Source organism: Flavobacterium terrisoli (assembly GCF_030167905.1).
GTDB classification, from domain to species: domain Bacteria; phylum Bacteroidota; class Bacteroidia; order Flavobacteriales; family Flavobacteriaceae; genus Flavobacterium; species Flavobacterium terrisoli.
The window spans coordinates 195,719-211,273 of the sequence record NZ_JARGNA010000007.1; the positions used below are offsets into that span (position 1 = coordinate 195,719).

Annotated in this window: 16 protein-coding genes; 10 read left to right on the top strand and 6 right to left on the bottom strand. The window is 38.9% G+C overall.

Annotated features, from left to right (window positions below):
* Positions 1 to 12: 12 nt before the first annotated feature.
* The 5 genes from P1K33_RS11400 to P1K33_RS11420 all read left to right on the top strand — a co-directional run bounded on the left by P1K33_RS11400 (position 13) and on the right by P1K33_RS11420 (position 3,403).
* A complete protein-coding gene (locus tag P1K33_RS11400) occupies positions 13 to 927 on the top strand; it encodes a fumarylacetoacetate hydrolase family protein (RefSeq protein ID WP_284653102.1) in 915 nt (304 codons plus the stop codon).
* A 3-nt stretch (positions 928 to 930) separates the two neighbouring features.
* The gene (locus tag P1K33_RS11405) at positions 931 to 1,557 is read left to right on the top strand and encodes a class I SAM-dependent DNA methyltransferase (RefSeq protein ID WP_284653103.1); all 627 of its coding nucleotides are present in this window, start codon (positions 931 to 933) and stop codon (positions 1,555 to 1,557) included.
* 37 nt (positions 1,558 to 1,594) lie between these two features.
* On the top strand, positions 1,595 to 2,344 hold the full coding sequence (locus P1K33_RS11410; RefSeq protein WP_284653104.1) for a maleate cis-trans isomerase family protein: 750 nt from the start codon (positions 1,595 to 1,597) through the stop codon (positions 2,342 to 2,344).
* 89 nt (positions 2,345 to 2,433) lie between these two features.
* A complete protein-coding gene (locus P1K33_RS11415) occupies positions 2,434 to 2,664 on the top strand; it encodes a 4a-hydroxytetrahydrobiopterin dehydratase (RefSeq protein ID WP_284653105.1) in 231 nt (76 codons plus the stop codon).
* A gap of 328 nt (positions 2,665 to 2,992) precedes the next feature.
* The gene (locus tag P1K33_RS11420) at positions 2,993 to 3,403 is read left to right on the top strand and encodes an OsmC family protein (RefSeq protein WP_284653107.1); all 411 of its coding nucleotides are present in this window, start codon (positions 2,993 to 2,995) and stop codon (positions 3,401 to 3,403) included.
* Positions 3,404 to 3,888: 485 nt separating this feature from the next.
* Here the strand turns inward: P1K33_RS11420 and ygiD are convergent, their stop codons facing one another.
* Positions 3,889 to 4,719 (bottom strand): 4,5-DOPA-extradiol-dioxygenase, encoded by an 831-nt coding sequence (ygiD, locus tag P1K33_RS11425; protein ID WP_284653108.1) that lies wholly within the window; start codon positions 4,717 to 4,719, stop codon positions 3,889 to 3,891.
* A gap of 126 nt (positions 4,720 to 4,845) precedes the next feature.
* Here ygiD and P1K33_RS11430 point away from each other — a divergent pair, with 126 nt between their 5' ends.
* From P1K33_RS11430 to P1K33_RS11445, 4 genes are all read left to right on the top strand, one after another.
* Positions 4,846 to 5,475, top strand: coding sequence for a hypothetical protein (locus P1K33_RS11430; RefSeq protein WP_284653109.1), 630 nt, complete (start codon positions 4,846 to 4,848; stop codon positions 5,473 to 5,475).
* A 139-nt stretch (positions 5,476 to 5,614) separates the two neighbouring features.
* A complete protein-coding gene (locus P1K33_RS11435) occupies positions 5,615 to 7,336 on the top strand; it encodes a tetratricopeptide repeat protein (protein WP_284653110.1) in 1,722 nt (573 codons plus the stop codon).
* A gap of 154 nt (positions 7,337 to 7,490) precedes the next feature.
* Complete coding sequence (locus P1K33_RS11440; RefSeq protein ID WP_284653111.1) at positions 7,491 to 7,817, top strand: ArsR/SmtB family transcription factor; 327 nt, start codon at positions 7,491 to 7,493, stop codon at positions 7,815 to 7,817.
* On the top strand, positions 7,807 to 8,322 hold the full coding sequence (locus P1K33_RS11445) for an SRPBCC family protein (RefSeq protein WP_284653112.1): 516 nt from the start codon (positions 7,807 to 7,809) through the stop codon (positions 8,320 to 8,322). The genes P1K33_RS11440 and P1K33_RS11445 overlap by 11 nt, the downstream gene beginning before the upstream one ends.
* A gap of 46 nt (positions 8,323 to 8,368) precedes the next feature.
* On the opposite strand, the gene P1K33_RS11450 is transcribed toward P1K33_RS11445, so the two are convergent.
* The 4 genes from P1K33_RS11450 to P1K33_RS11465 form a co-directional block, all read right to left on the bottom strand.
* Positions 8,369 to 9,796, bottom strand: coding sequence for an MBOAT family O-acyltransferase (locus P1K33_RS11450; protein WP_284653113.1), 1,428 nt, complete (start codon positions 9,794 to 9,796; stop codon positions 8,369 to 8,371).
* A 12-nt stretch (positions 9,797 to 9,808) separates the two neighbouring features.
* A complete protein-coding gene (locus P1K33_RS11455; RefSeq protein WP_284653114.1) occupies positions 9,809 to 10,861 on the bottom strand; it encodes a hypothetical protein in 1,053 nt (350 codons plus the stop codon).
* A gap of 206 nt (positions 10,862 to 11,067) precedes the next feature.
* Positions 11,068 to 11,340: a DUF4242 domain-containing protein gene (locus tag P1K33_RS11460; protein ID WP_284653115.1), complete on the bottom strand. Its 273-nt coding sequence runs from the start codon at positions 11,338 to 11,340 to the stop codon at positions 11,068 to 11,070.
* Between the two features lie 86 nt (positions 11,341 to 11,426).
* The gene (locus P1K33_RS11465) at positions 11,427 to 12,272 is read right to left on the bottom strand and encodes a class I SAM-dependent methyltransferase (protein WP_284653116.1); all 846 of its coding nucleotides are present in this window, start codon (positions 12,270 to 12,272) and stop codon (positions 11,427 to 11,429) included.
* A gap of 210 nt (positions 12,273 to 12,482) precedes the next feature.
* Here P1K33_RS11465 and P1K33_RS11470 point away from each other — a divergent pair, with 210 nt between their 5' ends.
* Positions 12,483 to 13,520, top strand: coding sequence for a hypothetical protein (locus P1K33_RS11470; RefSeq protein WP_284653118.1), 1,038 nt, complete (start codon positions 12,483 to 12,485; stop codon positions 13,518 to 13,520).
* Here P1K33_RS11470 and P1K33_RS11475 read toward each other — a convergent pair.
* Entirely contained in the window at positions 13,515 to 15,554 is a 2,040-nt protein-coding gene (locus P1K33_RS11475; RefSeq protein WP_284653119.1) for a DUF7619 domain-containing protein, read from the bottom strand. The genes P1K33_RS11470 and P1K33_RS11475 overlap by 6 nt on opposite strands.
* Position 15,555: the final 1 nt, after the last annotated feature.

Consider the following 15,555-nt stretch of genomic DNA (forward strand, 5'->3'; position numbering starts at 1 on the left):
CCTTTAAAGCAAATGAAACTACTAACTTACAAGACACAAGACACCGAACCCCGTTTAGGTTTTCTCCACAACAACCAAGTCATCGACATGGAAGATTTTGGTGAGATTTCCAATTTCCCATTACCAAGTGACATGCTTGAATTGATTGATATGGGCATCGAATTGGTGGAAGAATTAAACGATATGGTAGCCGATACACCGGAAAATTTCTTTGAAGAAATCGCCTATTCACTGGACGAAGTGACTATCCTCGCTCCTATTCAGAAACCGAGAAAAAACATCATCGGGATTGGTTTGAATTATACCGAACATGTTTCGGAAAGTGCGAGAACCTTGGACACTACCGGAAAGTTACCGCAGAAACCGATTATCTTTTCAAAACCACCAACCACCGTTACCGGTCCAAATACCGAAGTAATCAAAAATACCAAATTGACTTCTCAACTCGACTGGGAAGTGGAATTGGCAGTGGTGATTGGCAAAAAAGGGAAATATGTAGCCAAAGCTGACGCGATGGATTATGTATTTGGTTATACGGTAATCAATGACATTTCGGCGCGTGATTGTCGTCGTGAAGGGCAATGGATTGTTTCCAAAGGGCAAGACACTTTTGCGCCAATGGGACCGATTCTAGTAACCAAAGACGAAATCGAAAATCCACACAACCTGAACTTATCGCTTAAGGTAAACGGTGTGGAAAAACAAAACTCCAATACCAAATTTTTATTGTTCAACATCAACGATTTGATTGAAGATTTGAGTATCGTATTTACCTTAGAACCGGGTGATATTATTGCTACCGGAACTCCGGCAGGCGTTGGTGCCGGTCGCGATCCTCAGGAATGGCTGCATGACGGCGATGTTTTGGAAGCCACCGTTGAAGGCATTGGAACCATCACAAATACTGTAAAAGAAATTAGCAGATAAAAAATGGATCAGACAAGTAATGCAGTGGGTGTTTTCAATAAGCTTGCCGATAGCTATCAGGACAGGTTTATGGATGTTTCGCTGTATCACGATTCGTTTGACATCTTTTGCAACAATATCAAAAAAGATAATGCGACTGTACTGGAACTGGCCTGCGGACCGGGAAATATCACCAAATATTTATTGGAGAAAAGACCCGATCTTAGAATCCTCGGAACCGATTTGGCTCCGAATATGATTGAACTGGCCAAAATAAACAATCCAAATGCCGAATTTGATTTGCTCGATTTCAGGAAAATCAAAAGCCTGGAACAAAAATTTGATGCCATCCTATGTGGCTTTGGACTGCCCTATCTTTCCAAAAAGGAAGCCATTGCATTTATTGCTGATTCGGGTCAAATCTTAAACGCAGATGGTGTTCTTTACCTTAGCACCATGGAAGATGACAATGCTAAATCCCGGTTCCAAAAAGGAAGTTCTGGCGACGAGGTATTTATAAATTACCATGAGGCTGATTATCTTATTGCAGCACTGGAAAATAACGGTTTTACCCTTATTGATTTGCAGCGAAAAAATTATTTACACAACGAACAAGACACAACAGATTTAATACTAATTGCAACAAAATGACCCTTCAGCTACGCTCGGGAGACAAAAAATAATATAAATGAAAAAATATAGAATAGGACAAATCGTTCCGTCATCCAACGTGACGATGGAAACCGAAATACCGGCTATTTTCAGAGCCAGGGAAACCATTTTACCGGAACGTTTTACGTTTCACAGCAGCCGCATGCGGATGAAAAAAGTAACCAAAGAAGAACTCGAAGCCATGGATGCGATGAGTTTGAAATGTGCACAGGAATTATCCGACGCGCATGTTGACGTTATGGGTTATGCGTGTTTGGTAGCGATTATGAGTATGGGACGAGGTTACCACTGTGTTTCCGAGGTGAATTTACATCAGGAAACGATAGCCAACGATTTCCCAACACCTATCGTGACTTCTGCAGGAGCTTTGATTAACGGATTGAAAGTTCTAGGCGCCAAACAAATCTCGATCATTACGCCTTATATGCGTCCGCTGACAGACATGGTGGTTGATTATATCGAACACCAAGGCATCAAAGTAAAAGAAAGCATTGCGCTTGAAATTCCGGATAACCTGGAAGTTGCCGCACAAAACCCGATGAATCTATTGGAAATCTACAAACAACTGGACTTGACTGATGTCGATGTTTTAGTGGCTTCGGCCTGTGTACAAATGCCTTCGCTCGAAGCCATTGATGCGATTCAGGCAGAATGTGGCATTCCGGTGACTTCGGCTGCGGTTTGTACCACTTACGAAATGATGAAAAAGTTGGGCATCGAACCTAAATCGGCTATCGGTGGAGAACTGTTAAACGGAAAGTATTAGAATTATAAAAAAATTAAAGAGAATAGTATAACCCGTTCATAGTAAGCTTACTTACTTTTATAGTATTACAAAAAGTAAAAACTAAAATCATGGAATGGATCACTAAAGATGGAAAACTGGTCAACACTTTTGAATTTATATCTCAAACTGCATTGGCTGAATTTGTATTGAAAATTGCCGAAAAAGCAGATGCTATGGACCATCATCCGGATTATAGGGTTTTCAAAGCTTTTACATTGGAAGTCACTTTATTCACTTACAGCAAAAAAAACATTACCGAATTAGACCATCAATTGGCGGCTTTTATCTCGGCGCTTTAGCATGATGATTATTCCATTATCTTTAATAGTAGTACTGCCATTGCTTTTTTATTTAGTCGATGGTTACTATGAAAATAATGTTCTAAAAGGATCATATCAAATTTTACTCTTCTTGGGATTACTAATTACTGTTGTAGTTTTGATTAAGTTTTTCGGAATGTATTTTATTATTTTAGTTCCAAAATTACTCATGCTGTTTCTTGCCGTTAGTCATTGCCAAAGAAAAAAATAACCCATTATTCAATCAAAAAACAATTAACTTTAAAGTAACAACTGTTAATGGCATTTTTTGTAAATTAGAGCTTTTTAAAACTAAAATAACTACTATATGAAAAGAAGAGCAACTGCCGTTTGGAACGGCTCAGGAAAAGACGGATCAGGGCATTTAACTACGCAAAGCACTGTTTTAAATCAGACACAATATTCTTTTGGCTCCCGATTTGCAGAAGGCATCGGTACCAATCCCGAAGAATTAGTGGGTGCTGCTCATGCAGGATGTTTTTCGATGAAATTGGCTTTCAACTTACAGGAAGCAGGTTTTACGGCTACCGAATTAAAAACCGATGCAGAGATTGTTTTTGAAGACGGAACGATTGTAGCTTCCAACTTAACTTTGGCAGCCAAAATTGATGGTATTTCAAAAGATAAATTTGACGAATTGGTGAAAGATGCTGAAGCCAACTGTCCGATTTCAAGATTGCTGAATACTAAAATCACCGTCACTGCTACGCTGAACTAAGCATGGCAAAATGGCGCCTACAATTTACACTACAAATACAAAGTTAAATGAGTGTTAAAGTGCTAATTTTAACATCGTTGTATTTCAAAAAAAAGTAAATTTACTTAATGATTTTGATTAATTACTTGAAGGTCTCGAAGAGAGAATTCAATAGTTGGATGCATCAAGTGGTGTAAGTCAATAATGATAAATCAAAATCATAACAATGGGAGGTCAGAAATAGACCTCCTTTTTTTTTGCGCCTATAATTTGCACTTATAAACACCTTATCAACAGCCCGTTAAATTGATGTTAAACCACTCAAAACCAATTGACAAAATTGTGTTTATTTCTTAAATTCGAGTATGAATTTGATGCATTACAGAATTCTGGAAATCGGTTTTCTCGATTGATATGCAGGAAAGCATAGGCAGTACTAATCCATCAAAATCACAACAAAAAAAGGAAATTCTGAAGATGAATTTCCTTTTTTTGTTTGTCCTGCATTAGGCTATTTTCAGCGAAGTCATACTCAGGCTTCCGGCGACCATTTTGTCATTAAAGAGTTCAATGGTCTCTCCTTTTTGCTGTAATCCCAAAGCATATAACAATGGTAAAAAATGATCCGGAGTCGGGATTGCCAATTGCAAGGCTTTGCCTTGTTTTTCGTAGTGAAACAGCGGTTTGTAATGGCCATCCAATAAATAATTGTTGATGGTGTCATGGGCTTCAATGGCCCAATCATAGCCATAATTGTCTTTGTCGAAATTATAAAAATCAACCAAGCGCAGATTATGGACAATATTTCCACTGCCTATGATCAGAACACCTTTGTGCCTTAATGCCTGAAGTTTTTGTGCCAATTGGAAATGGTATTCCGGTGGCTGGGTATAATCAATGCTCAACTGAATTACGGGTACATCGGCTTCGGGATATAAGTGCTTCACCACAGACCAGGTTCCATGATCCAAACCCCAGCTTTCATTAAGTTCCACTGGAATGGGCTGCAACAAATGTTTGGTTTCTTTGGCCAAAATCGGACTGCCATGCGCCGGATATTCCACCGCAAACAAAGCTTCGGGAAAGCCACCAAAATCGTGTATGGTTTTGGGTATTTCCATTGCGGTGACTTTGGTTCCTCGGGTGTACCAATGCGCCGAAACACAAAGAATCGCTTTGGGTTTGGTGATTGATACCACACTATTCCTAAAACCCTGAACAAACTGATTTTCCTCAATAGCATTCATCGGACTGCCATGACCAAAGAAGAAAACCGGCATTTTCTCAGTATTGGGAAAGCTTTCAGTAATGTAGTGCAATTGGTTTAGGGTATTCATTTCGGTTGGGATTGTAATATAAAGATAGGGAAAATTTAGAAAACTGGCGCTGCCGATTTTGAAGGAGTTTTTGTATATTAGCTTTAGAATAAACTATTTAACTCAAACAAATACAAACGCTAACCAATGAAAAAAATATTTCTACTTCTTATCTTATTTGGCGTTTCAATTGTGAATGCACAAAAATATACGTTTAATACGTTGACCAGATACTCTTTCAATAGTGGTGGAGAAGTTGTAAGCTATACCAACTTCGATAATCATACTTATGTCCTGCGGCTAATAAAAACCGAATATTCGTTTATGGCCAATCTATATGATTATAAAAGCATGAGAATCCACAGGTTTAACGTAACCGAAACTAAATCAAAAGAGGGATTTTTGCTAAAGTTTGATTACGACAACAGCACCAATTTAATATCAAGTAGCAGAAGGGAATTCAAAAAATACATATACGATTTCAAAACCATTGAAATCAAAGACAGTATTAAGAAAGTTACATTGAACATCTATAGCAATTCAAAAAAGAAAAAATCGATCCGCAGTTATGATCTGGAAATAAAAAATAGTAATGATAACCATTTTCCTGTCTTTAGGCAAAGTTGTATACATCCGTATGAAGATGTGGAAAAGTTGAATACGTTTGAAAATGGAATTGTCATTAGTGCTAAAGGAAAAACAACCACCGGAGAAATTCCTTTATTTAAATTAGAAGAATATGTAAAAGTCGATTTCGAATTGGATATCCCGAAATAATAAAAAAGGAAATCCAAAAAAAAATCAGGAATTATGATTAATTTTACATTTAACATACTGTTTTACAGAACACAAACCCCAAAAGCACAGATTGTAAAGCGCGAGATTTTCAAGTTAGTTTAACCAATATTCTCATCCTATGCGAGCTATTCTATACCTGTTCCTATTTGTTATTCTTTTTACTTCCTGTAAAAAATCTGAAGCTAAAAAAGAAACCACAACACCAACCGTTTCCTCCCAATACAGTTGTGGCACACCCGAAGTAACCGACGAATTATGGTATAAATCGGGAAAGAAAGCACCTTTATTCAGCGGATTGGAAGGCATCAATTTTCAAATCTCAACCAAAAACAAAGAAGCCCAACGCTATTTCGAACAGGGATTGATGTTGTCGTATGGTTTTAACCATGCCGAAGCGGCACGTTCCTTTTTTGAAGCCACGCGCCAAGACCCGAAATGTGCTATGGGTTGGTGGGGTTTTGCCTATGTGTTAGGACCAAATTACAATGCCGGAATGGAAAAGGATAATTTTATCAGGGCTCATGACGCGGTGACCAAAGCCAAATCATTATCGAATTCCTGCACACCAAAAGAAAAAGATTTGATTGAGGCCTTAACCCATCGTTATTCCAATGATACTACCATTGCCCGACCACAGCTCGATTCAGCTTATGCCAAGGCAATGCAGAAAGTCTATAAAAAATATCCTAAGGATGCCGACGTGGCTTCACTTTACGCCGAGTCACTGATGGATTTGCATCCATGGAATTTATGGCAAAAAGATGGTAAAATACAGCCTTGGACACCCGAAATTGTTGCCGTACTTAAAAAGTGTCTGCAACTTGAACCCAAACATGTTGGTGCCAATCACTTTTATATTCACGCCACCGAAATGTCATTACATGCCGAAGATGCCAATGCCAGTGCTGACTTGCTCCGTGATTTGGTCCCCGGCTCAGGACATTTGCTTCATATGCCATCACATACCTATATCAGAACCGGTCGCTATCACGATGGCGTTTTGACCAATCTAAAGGCTGTGGAAGTCGACAGTCTTTATGTTGTGGCTTGTCACGCACAAGGCGCTTATCCGCTGGCTTATTATCCGCATAATGATCACTTCATTGCGGCTTGTGCCACGTTTAGCGGTGAAAGCAAAATAGCCATAAAAGGCGCTTTTGCTACATCGAATCATGCCCACAAAAAATTGTTGCGCGATCCGGCTTGGGCTACTTTACAGCATTATTACGCCATTCCGTGGTATGTTCAGGTAAAACTTGGCCTCTGGAAAGACATACAAGCTTCCAAAGCACCTGAAAAAGATTTGAAATACCCATTGGTCATTTGGCATTATTCACAAGGAATGGCTTTGCTTTCGCAAAATAATTTGGCTGAAGCCAAAAAACATTTAGCCGAAATGAAAAAAATCATGACCGATGCCAAAATAAAAGACTTGACCATTTGGGGCATCAATAGTGTTTATGATTTGGGTGAGATTGCCTGCAAAACTTTGGAAGGCGAAATCAATGGCAAGGAAAAAAATTATGCTAAAGCCATTTCCCTTTTAAAAGAAGCGATTGCCAAAGAAGATGCACTGAATTATAACGAACCGCCCGATTGGTTTTTCTCTGTACGCCATCATCTGGGTGCTGTATTAATTGATGCCGGAAAATATGCCGAAGCGGTAAGAATCTACAAAGAAGATTTAAAAACCTATCGTGACAACGGTTGGGCTTTAAAAGGATTGATGAATGCTTATCAAAAATTGGGTGACCAAAAGAAATTCATTCAAACCAAAACCCGTTTTGAAGCAGCCTGGAAATATGCCGACATCAAAATCAACACCTCGAGAATATTATAAATAAAGAGGCGCTTATTGGTGCCTCTTTTACCTTTTCAAAAAACGCTTTCTCTCCTCCTTTCTACTTTTAAAAAAAAAGTGTTAAATAATTTGCGCAACCGAAAAGTTGCATATATATTTGCAACTGATTAGTTTCGTATTTAATTTTGAAAACATGAGAAGAGATGTATTTCAGGCCATCGCCGATCCAACGAGAAGAGCCATTGTCATTTTAATTGCCACACAATCGATGACGCCCAATGCCATAGCAGAGCATTTTGAAACCACCCGACAGGCCGTTTCAAAGCACTTGCGCATTTTAACCGAATGCGAACTCATACAACCTGAACAATCAGGAAGGGAAATTTATTACCAACTTAAAGCTGACAAATTGAAAGAAATAGACCAATGGTTGGAACAATTCCGCAAGATTTGGGAAAGCCGCTTTAACGAATTAGACAAAGTATTATCAACACTTAAAAACAAACAAAATGAACAGTAACCTTTTATTCGATTTTTCCGTAAACAAGGAAAATAAAACCATTACCGTAAAAAGAGAATTTGCGGCAGAGAGAAACTTGGTTTGGGATGCCTGGACCAAACCCGAACTGCTAGATTTGTGGTGGGCGCCAAAACCATATCAGGTCAAAACCAAATCAATGGATTTTAGGGTTGGCGGCACTTGGCTGTATGCTATGATGGGACCGGATAATTTTATCCATTGGTGCAGAGCCGATTATAAAAGCATCGAAACCGGAAAAAGTTATTCCGCCCTGGATGCTTTTTGTGATGAACAAGGTAATATCAATACCGATTTCCCAAGATCATTATGGCACAATACATTCAATGTCAATGGAGATTCAACCCTTGTTAACATAGTAATCACTTACGAAGATTTAGCCGATATAGAAAAAATCATCGAGCTTGGCTTTAAAGAAGGATTTACCATGGCAATGGGCAATTTGGATGACTATTTTGAAGAACAATCAAAACTTGCTAACAAATAAAAAGAGCCGCTATAAAGCGGCTCTTTCCTTTAGGGCTTACAAAAAATTAAAACTGGAAATAGATAAACGAACTACCGCTTTCCTGCGCCCAAATGAGCATCAAAAGCATAGCCGACCAAAAAATACTCAACCAAATCCAGGACATTTTGTATGCCACATCAAGTATCTTCGTGTTGCGCAAAAACCAATGACACAATACTATCAACGGAATAATTATGGCAACTTTGAGAATAGCCAAAGTAGTCAACAATGGTTTGCCATCGGCCATGCCAAACATCGATTGGAGCATTCCCCACGACTTTCCGAAAGTATCGGCCCTGAAGAATACCCAGGTAATATTAACCAACATAAAGGTGAGCAATGCATAGAAAAAATTCGGTAATGTATTGGACGAAATCGAAGCATCATTTTGCACTCCTCGCCTGTCTTTAAAGAACTTTTCTACCCAAAGGTACAAACCGTGCAATCCGCCCCAAACGACAAAAGTCCAATTGGCACCATGCCACAATCCGCCTAAAAGCATCGTCATCATTAGGGCAAAATACATCTTCGCTTTACCATTTTTGCTTCCACCTAACGGAATGTATAAATAATCGCGCAACCAACTCGATAAAGTGATATGCCATCTGCGCCAAAAATCGGAAAAACCAATCGCGGCATACGGATAATTAAAGTTCTGAGGCAGGACAAAACCCAAACACAAAGCCACACCAATGGCACAAGTCGAATAACCCGCAAAGTCAAGGAATATCTGCCCCGAAAACGCCAACACACCAATCCAAGCATCCAAACTTGGCAGCACATCAGTGGAATTAAAGACGTTATCGGCAGTTACCGCCAACATGCTATCGGCCAAAACCACTTTCATAAACAAACCTAATGTCAGCAACAATAATCCATCCATCATTTGCTTGCGCGAAGCCACTCTCGGACTTTCGAATTGTGGCACCAATTGTGGCGGACGAACGATTGGTCCGGCAACTAAGTGCGGAAAGAAAGTTACAAACAAAGAGAAATCGAGTAATGATTTAACCGGTTTGCTTTCCTTTTTATACATATCAATCGTATAACACAAAGTGGTAAAAGTATAGAAGGAAATTCCGGCAGGCAGTATAATATTTGGCTTGGCCGGATTAAAATCAAAACCTAACAAATGTGTCAGGGAAACAAAATTTTCCAGGAAGAAAGTACCATATTTGAAGAAGCAAAGCATTCCCAGGTTACCTATCAGACTCACTACCAGCAGCAGTTTCTTTTTATGTGGATTTTCCTGGGTATACAAAGCCCGGCCAACATAGAAATCAATAACAGTTGACAGCCAAAGTAAAAGAATAAACGGCGGATTCCAGGCAGCATAAAAGATATAACTGGCCAATAACAGATTTACTTTTTTGGTCTTCCATGACAACGGCAAATTGTGAAGAAACAGTATTAATATAAAAAAGGCGACGAACGTATAAGAATTAAATATCATAATAGCAGCAGATTAATTGGAAGAATTGTTAGACTTTAAATAGGCAAAACCCTGTTGTTTAGATAATTCATCCAAAAACGATTTGGTGAAAAGTGCGGCATCCTGCAATTTCAAATGAGAGAATTCCGGACAGTCAAAATTGGCCATCGCAGGATAATCCTTGAAATGAATTCCCGGGCTGTTGGTTTCCTTTAAGAGTCTATCCCAAAATTTGTCTCTTGGAAATCCCATGCTTTCTCCTTGAAAATAAGGTCCACTTGAAGGCGTTCTGACAAAAACAACGTGACCACCGCGAGCTTTTATCTTATCAATATCTGCTTTTACCGAAGCAAAAATACCATCAAAAACTGCCGGTGGCACTGGTGGTGCATGCTGTACCATTCCGGCAAAAAAGGTCCAAATATCTTTCACCTGCTGGCATTCTTTAGGATTGGCTACAAAACTGGCCGTCATGTATTCCTGTCTCTCAAAAGTGGTCTTTTCAAAGTTTATCGGGAATATGGGCATCATGAATACACCGGGACGGCTTTGCAACTGCAATTTATCGAGTCTCGCATTAAGCGAATAATGGTCTTTGTTGAGGATAACAAACTGGGATTCCATTATTTTATTGAGTTCAAAGCTGGCGATTTGCGCCGGCGTTCGGTCGTGATAGTATTTGATGTTTTTGACCGGAGTTTCCATAAAAGGCGGTGCCATCGAAAAGAATAAGCCTTCGGTCACATCGATAACCACATTTCCTTTAAAATTAGGATCGTTGGCAAGATCGGTCAAAACCGGTCTTGGTGAACTTCCTTCCATCGCTAACTGTATGGCGTGGACTTTGGTTAATCCTTTCCAGGTTGCCAAATCAAGGTCATATTTGATACGTGAAGAACCTATGAAAACCAACGATTGGTCAGCTGGTTCATACACCATACTTCTATTGTTTGACCACAAGCTTTCGCCATCGTCATAATCAATTGTTGCGCCTTGATTTCTAAGGTAAAATTCAAAACTTAAAGTAACGACCGCGACAGTGATTAAGGTTAATACAGCCGCTTTGAAAAGTGATTTTTCGTTCATAAGCTAAAATTGGTTAGGGAATTATGCTTCAGAATCAAATCACCGGGGAAAATGATTATTGTTGATTTCAAAGCTATCTGTTTCAAATTTAACTAATTAAACAATCCATAGCAAAACATCACTATTTTTTTATTAACGATTTTCCTGTTAATAAGTCGGATTAGGGCATAAAAAAACAGCAACCTTTTAAGATTGCTGTTGGGTAGTTACTCTGCGGTCACCGGATTGATGACATTAAAGACTTGTGAAATCTTGTTGGCCGGAAAGCCGCCTTTATTAGCGTGTTCCAGAATCATTTCCTCATTAGGGGCAATATAAACACAATAAATTTTATCTCCGGTAACAAAGCTTTCAACCCATTGAATGTCGGGTCCCATTTTATTGAGAACTCCACAAGATGTTTGTGAAATCCCTTTTAGCTGCTCGGCATTTAAATTACCGGCTCCCGGAATTTCTCTTTCGATTACGAATTTTGGCATAAGTTTCAATTTTGTAAACTCCTACTTTATGGCTGTTCGGTTTTGCCCCGTTTATTATAGTGGTTTCTGGCTCCACATTTGAAATTTTATTTTTCTCCGGTAATGACCAATGCGCTGGAATCGATTTGTACATTGCCCTCCGGAAATTTTGCATTGACAGCCTGAAGCACTTCTCCTTTGATTTTTTCTTTCATGGCATCATCGGCTTTGCTCAGCGCAGCCACAAAAGGCGCAGCCACTTCGGTCATCATATTCCAGTAAGTATCGGCGGTTTTACATTTGAGTTTGCCAAGGACTTCTTTTTGGGTGACATTTTTCAATCCGGCCTGTTCAAATAAACTGGCTATAAAACGATCTTGAGCACAACGAAACATACCCGGTGAACCTGGTGGCGGTGGCGGTAATTCCATATTGCGATTGATGGTTCCCATACTGGCGGTTACCCAAAAATTCTTTTCGGGTCCATTCCAGACAGAAGTTGAAATTCTTCCACCGGGTTTTAAAACTCTTGCCATTTCTTTGGCGGCCAAAAGCATATCAGGGAAAAACATAAAGCCAAATCGGCAACTGATGGCATCAAACGTATTATCGGGAAAAGGAAGTTCGCATACATCACAGGCTACCGTTTCAGTATTCTTTATCCCTTTCAACACGGCATTCTCTTTAGCAATTTCGAGCATATCTTCGGATAAATCCGTGATAACAACTCTTCCGTTACGTACCAAAGCCGCAATGGTCAGACCAGGTTCTCCGGTTCCGGCAGCAATATCTAAGACATAATCATCCCCTTTAAGGTTTAGTGATCTGATGATTTCATCACCCATCGGCTGTAAAAAATCCATCATTAAGTCATCCCATTTTTTCCAACCTGGTGAAAACTTATTCCATGATGCTCTTTGTTGTTCTCTAATTTGTTCTAATTCCAATTCCATGCTGTTCCAATTTTTAATTAACAGAATTATTTAATGATTCAGAAAATTAGCAAATGTAGATTAACCGTTTGAAACAGAAATGGGGAAGTGAATTTTAGTGTCTTGTAAATGTACTAAAAATTTGAAAACCAACGGTTTATTATTATCAGTTTTCTTTGTTATATTTGATAAATTGTAAAGTAGCATTTCCTTACCTCATCAAAGCAAATCATGACAGAAAATATTCGCCTTCAAAAGCAACTGGAACTCACCAATGAGCAGACTTCGCCCTTGTTTCGCATCATGTGGACACAAAACATAAATGAATCCAACAGAAGACATTTTGAAAATAACATCTGTGCCTTTCATATCGGTAAAGGTTATATTTTATCGGTGGCACACAATCTAAAAACAGAAGCCAGAATTTTTAAGTCGATTGCTGAAAGTATTTTTGCCAATGGTATTTTGCCTTATCTGAATGAGCCGCAAAAGCAATTGTTTCAAAACTGTTTCCTATTGGACCCAACCGTGCAAAAAAGGTATTGGAACAGTGCTAATCCAAATGATTACCAGGCAGCCATTGAGGCGTTGCAGCAAATCAATTTTGATACACGCTGGGTTAGTTTATTGGAAAAAAAGATTTGCCAGGCGCATTTAATCGTACAATTTAAAAACGACCAATTTTATAATAAGCCTGAGCTTTCAAAGCATTTTTCAACAGCAACATCTTTTGCCGAACCGGCCATTAACCGTCATACCTTTTTGATTGAAGTGGAACTGGTTGAAGCCTTTTATGGAGACGATATCGCTTTGTATCGCATCATCAATACACCAAGCGAAATCATTGAGGCAATACCAAGTGCTGCGATTGATTATTCCGTTTTGAGTGATGACCAGGAACACTATTATTGTTTGCAAAGTTCACCGGCAAGTGAAGTTGGAAAACTGCTCAACAAAGCACAGATTGATGGTTTTACGGAGCATTTTGGCATTTTTCCGGAGCGCATTGGCGGGAATTACATTTTGGAAGGTTTGCGCTATCTGATCAAAGGTTATTTCCGATTTGGTTCTTCGGGTGCGCCCTACCTGGTTTATGATGGCAAAAACAATGAGTTTAAGGTCAATGCCATCCAAAGTGAAGCCTGCCCTATTCAATTATCAATTGATAACAAACGGGATGGAAACTTCCAATATGTCAATGCCATCGCGACACCGCTGAACAATATCAGGGAAAAGTTAGAAATGTATTTGTCCAAAGATTTACTATAGCTTCACAAATTTTTGTGTGCCTTTACCATTTTCAGTTGTTACAGTAATAAAATAAGCGCCTTGTGAAAGCGTGCTTACCTCAATAGTTTCAGTATTGGTTACCGTCATTAATTTTTGCCCCAAAGCATTGCAAACCGAAACTTCTTTTACAAAATTGGCATCAGCCAGGGTGATATGCAACAGATTTCTTGTCGGATTCGGATAAATCGTAAATACCGATGTTGCAAAATCATTGGAACCCAATGCCGTTACCGTAGTTGAAACTGTATTGGTTACTATCGGAAAATTAAAATCGAAATAGATTCCGGCTGTATTTTCAATCACATCATCAATTGCGATTGTCGCCTTTGGCTTGATTTTAAAAGCGATATAACCATTACTTCCCGGTTCGTCAACAGACGATGGCGGTAAATTGATTCCATCATAAAAAATTTCCAATTGATTCCCGTTGGTCAATGTACTTCTGTAAGGATGACTGCTCGAAAGCATTTCCAAAGTACTCCAATCCAGATTATCATCCAGCATATCTTTTACCACAATATTTTCAGCAGGATAAGTTCCTGTATTCTGAAAACGCACAACATAATGCAAATAATCTCCAGTTTGCGCCGTGCTAATCTGTCCTCCTTCCAAAACCAATTTATCATTTGGATCATACGAACCCACAACGGTTTGTTTTAACAGGGCAATATTGTCACCTGGGGTTATATCATCAAGCGAAGAAAATACAGTAGCCGTATAACTCAATTGATCTCCGATATTCACTGCAGGGATTTCTGTTGGCGAATTGATATTGAGTTTGCATAAAAAATTTCGGGCTTCAAAAGGAACCAAATCAGTAAAATCCCAAGTAAGTGAACCTGTCGACTGTGTTGTAACTACAGGAACGGCTGATACAAAATCGGAAACCGCATCATTAAAACTAAAAGTAACGGTTCCTGACATTTCCTGGTATCCTTTATTTCTAACCTGAATTTGATACTGAGCATCAAAGCCGGGGCGTGCTACTCCTATCGGTATCAAGGTGATTTCAAGGTTTGCATTGACTGCTGATGGCGTAGCACAAAAATTTAAAACCTGTGTATTTCCTGCTTCAACAAACTCAATGGTAGAACTTGAAGGTGAAAATGAAAAATAATTCGGCACTTCAAATTCAGGCGTTATAGTATAAGTCCCAGCAGGAACAAAAAAAACATAATGGCCTGTACTGCTGGTAAAAGTGTATCCGCTCTGAAATCCGTTAGAATAGCTGATTTTGACTTGTGAAGCCGGAATATTAAACGTATCACAATTCACGTTCACCGAACCGGTTACTGTATTATAGCTGCCACCAGGAACCGAAGTACAATAGGATGACACGACCAAACCTGGATTATTATTGGAAAGATTCATTGTCTCTATATGGTCAATTTCATAGTCATCCGCACATATAAAAAGCAAATTAGGATTCCATCCTATCAAACTTGGCGGCGGCGGCGGTATGGCTTCAGTGGAGGTAATATTTCTATAAGCAAAACTGGAATCCATCATAATTCCATTCTTTAAATTGATGCTAACCAAATTCGGGCAGCTTTGAATAGAACAACGGGAAACACCGGTTAAACTTAAATCGATACTGGTCATCAAATTATCGGTAGAGTGAAATTGATTAAGGTTAAAACAATTGGTTATTGTTATCGAAGTCATGCTGTTATCAGAGCAATACAAGCTAACCAGATTGAAAAAATTATTGAGGGTTAAAGTGGCAATTTGATTTGAATTACAATTCAGTGAACGCATATTTTGAAAAGCTTCAATACCAGTCAAATCAGTAATGCCTTGGTTGGGAACATTCAGCCTGGTGACTGTCAAAGCTTCGCTTAACTGAACTTCCCCATCGTCATTGGTATCAACATCAGCATCAAAATTATTATTAACAAGATTCCCTACACATAAAGTATTAACCAAAGCATTCTTAAAATTCGCATCGGGTATATTGACAATTTGTGCCTGAGCCATAAAGCTCATTAAAACGAATAACAGTGCGTATTTCATT

What these genes read in the sequence shown, in the direction of transcription:
- P1K33_RS11430 (WP_284653109.1), top strand. Translation starts at nt 4,846, where the DNA reads ATGAAAAAAATATTTCTACTTCTTATCTTATTTGGCGTTTCAATTGTG.
- P1K33_RS11455 (WP_284653114.1), bottom strand. Translation starts at nt 10,861, where the DNA reads ATGAACGAAAAATCACTTTTCAAAGCGGCTGTATTAACCTTAATCACT.
- P1K33_RS11475 (WP_284653119.1), bottom strand. Translation starts at nt 15,554, where the DNA reads ATGAAATACGCACTGTTATTCGTTTTAATGAGCTTTATGGCTCAGGCA.
- P1K33_RS11415 (WP_284653105.1), top strand. Translation starts at nt 2,434, where the DNA reads ATGGAATGGATCACTAAAGATGGAAAACTGGTCAACACTTTTGAATTT.
- P1K33_RS11435 (WP_284653110.1), top strand. Translation starts at nt 5,615, where the DNA reads ATGCGAGCTATTCTATACCTGTTCCTATTTGTTATTCTTTTTACTTCC.
- P1K33_RS11450 (WP_284653113.1), bottom strand. Translation starts at nt 9,796, where the DNA reads ATGATATTTAATTCTTATACGTTCGTCGCCTTTTTTATATTAATACTG.
- P1K33_RS11440 (WP_284653111.1), top strand. Translation starts at nt 7,491, where the DNA reads ATGAGAAGAGATGTATTTCAGGCCATCGCCGATCCAACGAGAAGAGCC.
- P1K33_RS11470 (WP_284653118.1), top strand. Translation starts at nt 12,483, where the DNA reads ATGACAGAAAATATTCGCCTTCAAAAGCAACTGGAACTCACCAATGAG.
- P1K33_RS11420 (WP_284653107.1), top strand. Translation starts at nt 2,993, where the DNA reads ATGAAAAGAAGAGCAACTGCCGTTTGGAACGGCTCAGGAAAAGACGGA.
- ygiD (WP_284653108.1), bottom strand. Translation starts at nt 4,719, where the DNA reads ATGAATACCCTAAACCAATTGCACTACATTACTGAAAGCTTTCCCAAT.
- P1K33_RS11405 (WP_284653103.1), top strand. Translation starts at nt 931, where the DNA reads ATGGATCAGACAAGTAATGCAGTGGGTGTTTTCAATAAGCTTGCCGAT.
- P1K33_RS11400 (WP_284653102.1), top strand. Translation starts at nt 13, where the DNA reads ATGAAACTACTAACTTACAAGACACAAGACACCGAACCCCGTTTAGGT.
- P1K33_RS11465 (WP_284653116.1), bottom strand. Translation starts at nt 12,272, where the DNA reads ATGGAATTGGAATTAGAACAAATTAGAGAACAACAAAGAGCATCATGG.
- P1K33_RS11460 (WP_284653115.1), bottom strand. Translation starts at nt 11,340, where the DNA reads ATGCCAAAATTCGTAATCGAAAGAGAAATTCCGGGAGCCGGTAATTTA.
- P1K33_RS11445 (WP_284653112.1), top strand. Translation starts at nt 7,807, where the DNA reads ATGAACAGTAACCTTTTATTCGATTTTTCCGTAAACAAGGAAAATAAA.
- P1K33_RS11410 (WP_284653104.1), top strand. Translation starts at nt 1,595, where the DNA reads ATGAAAAAATATAGAATAGGACAAATCGTTCCGTCATCCAACGTGACG.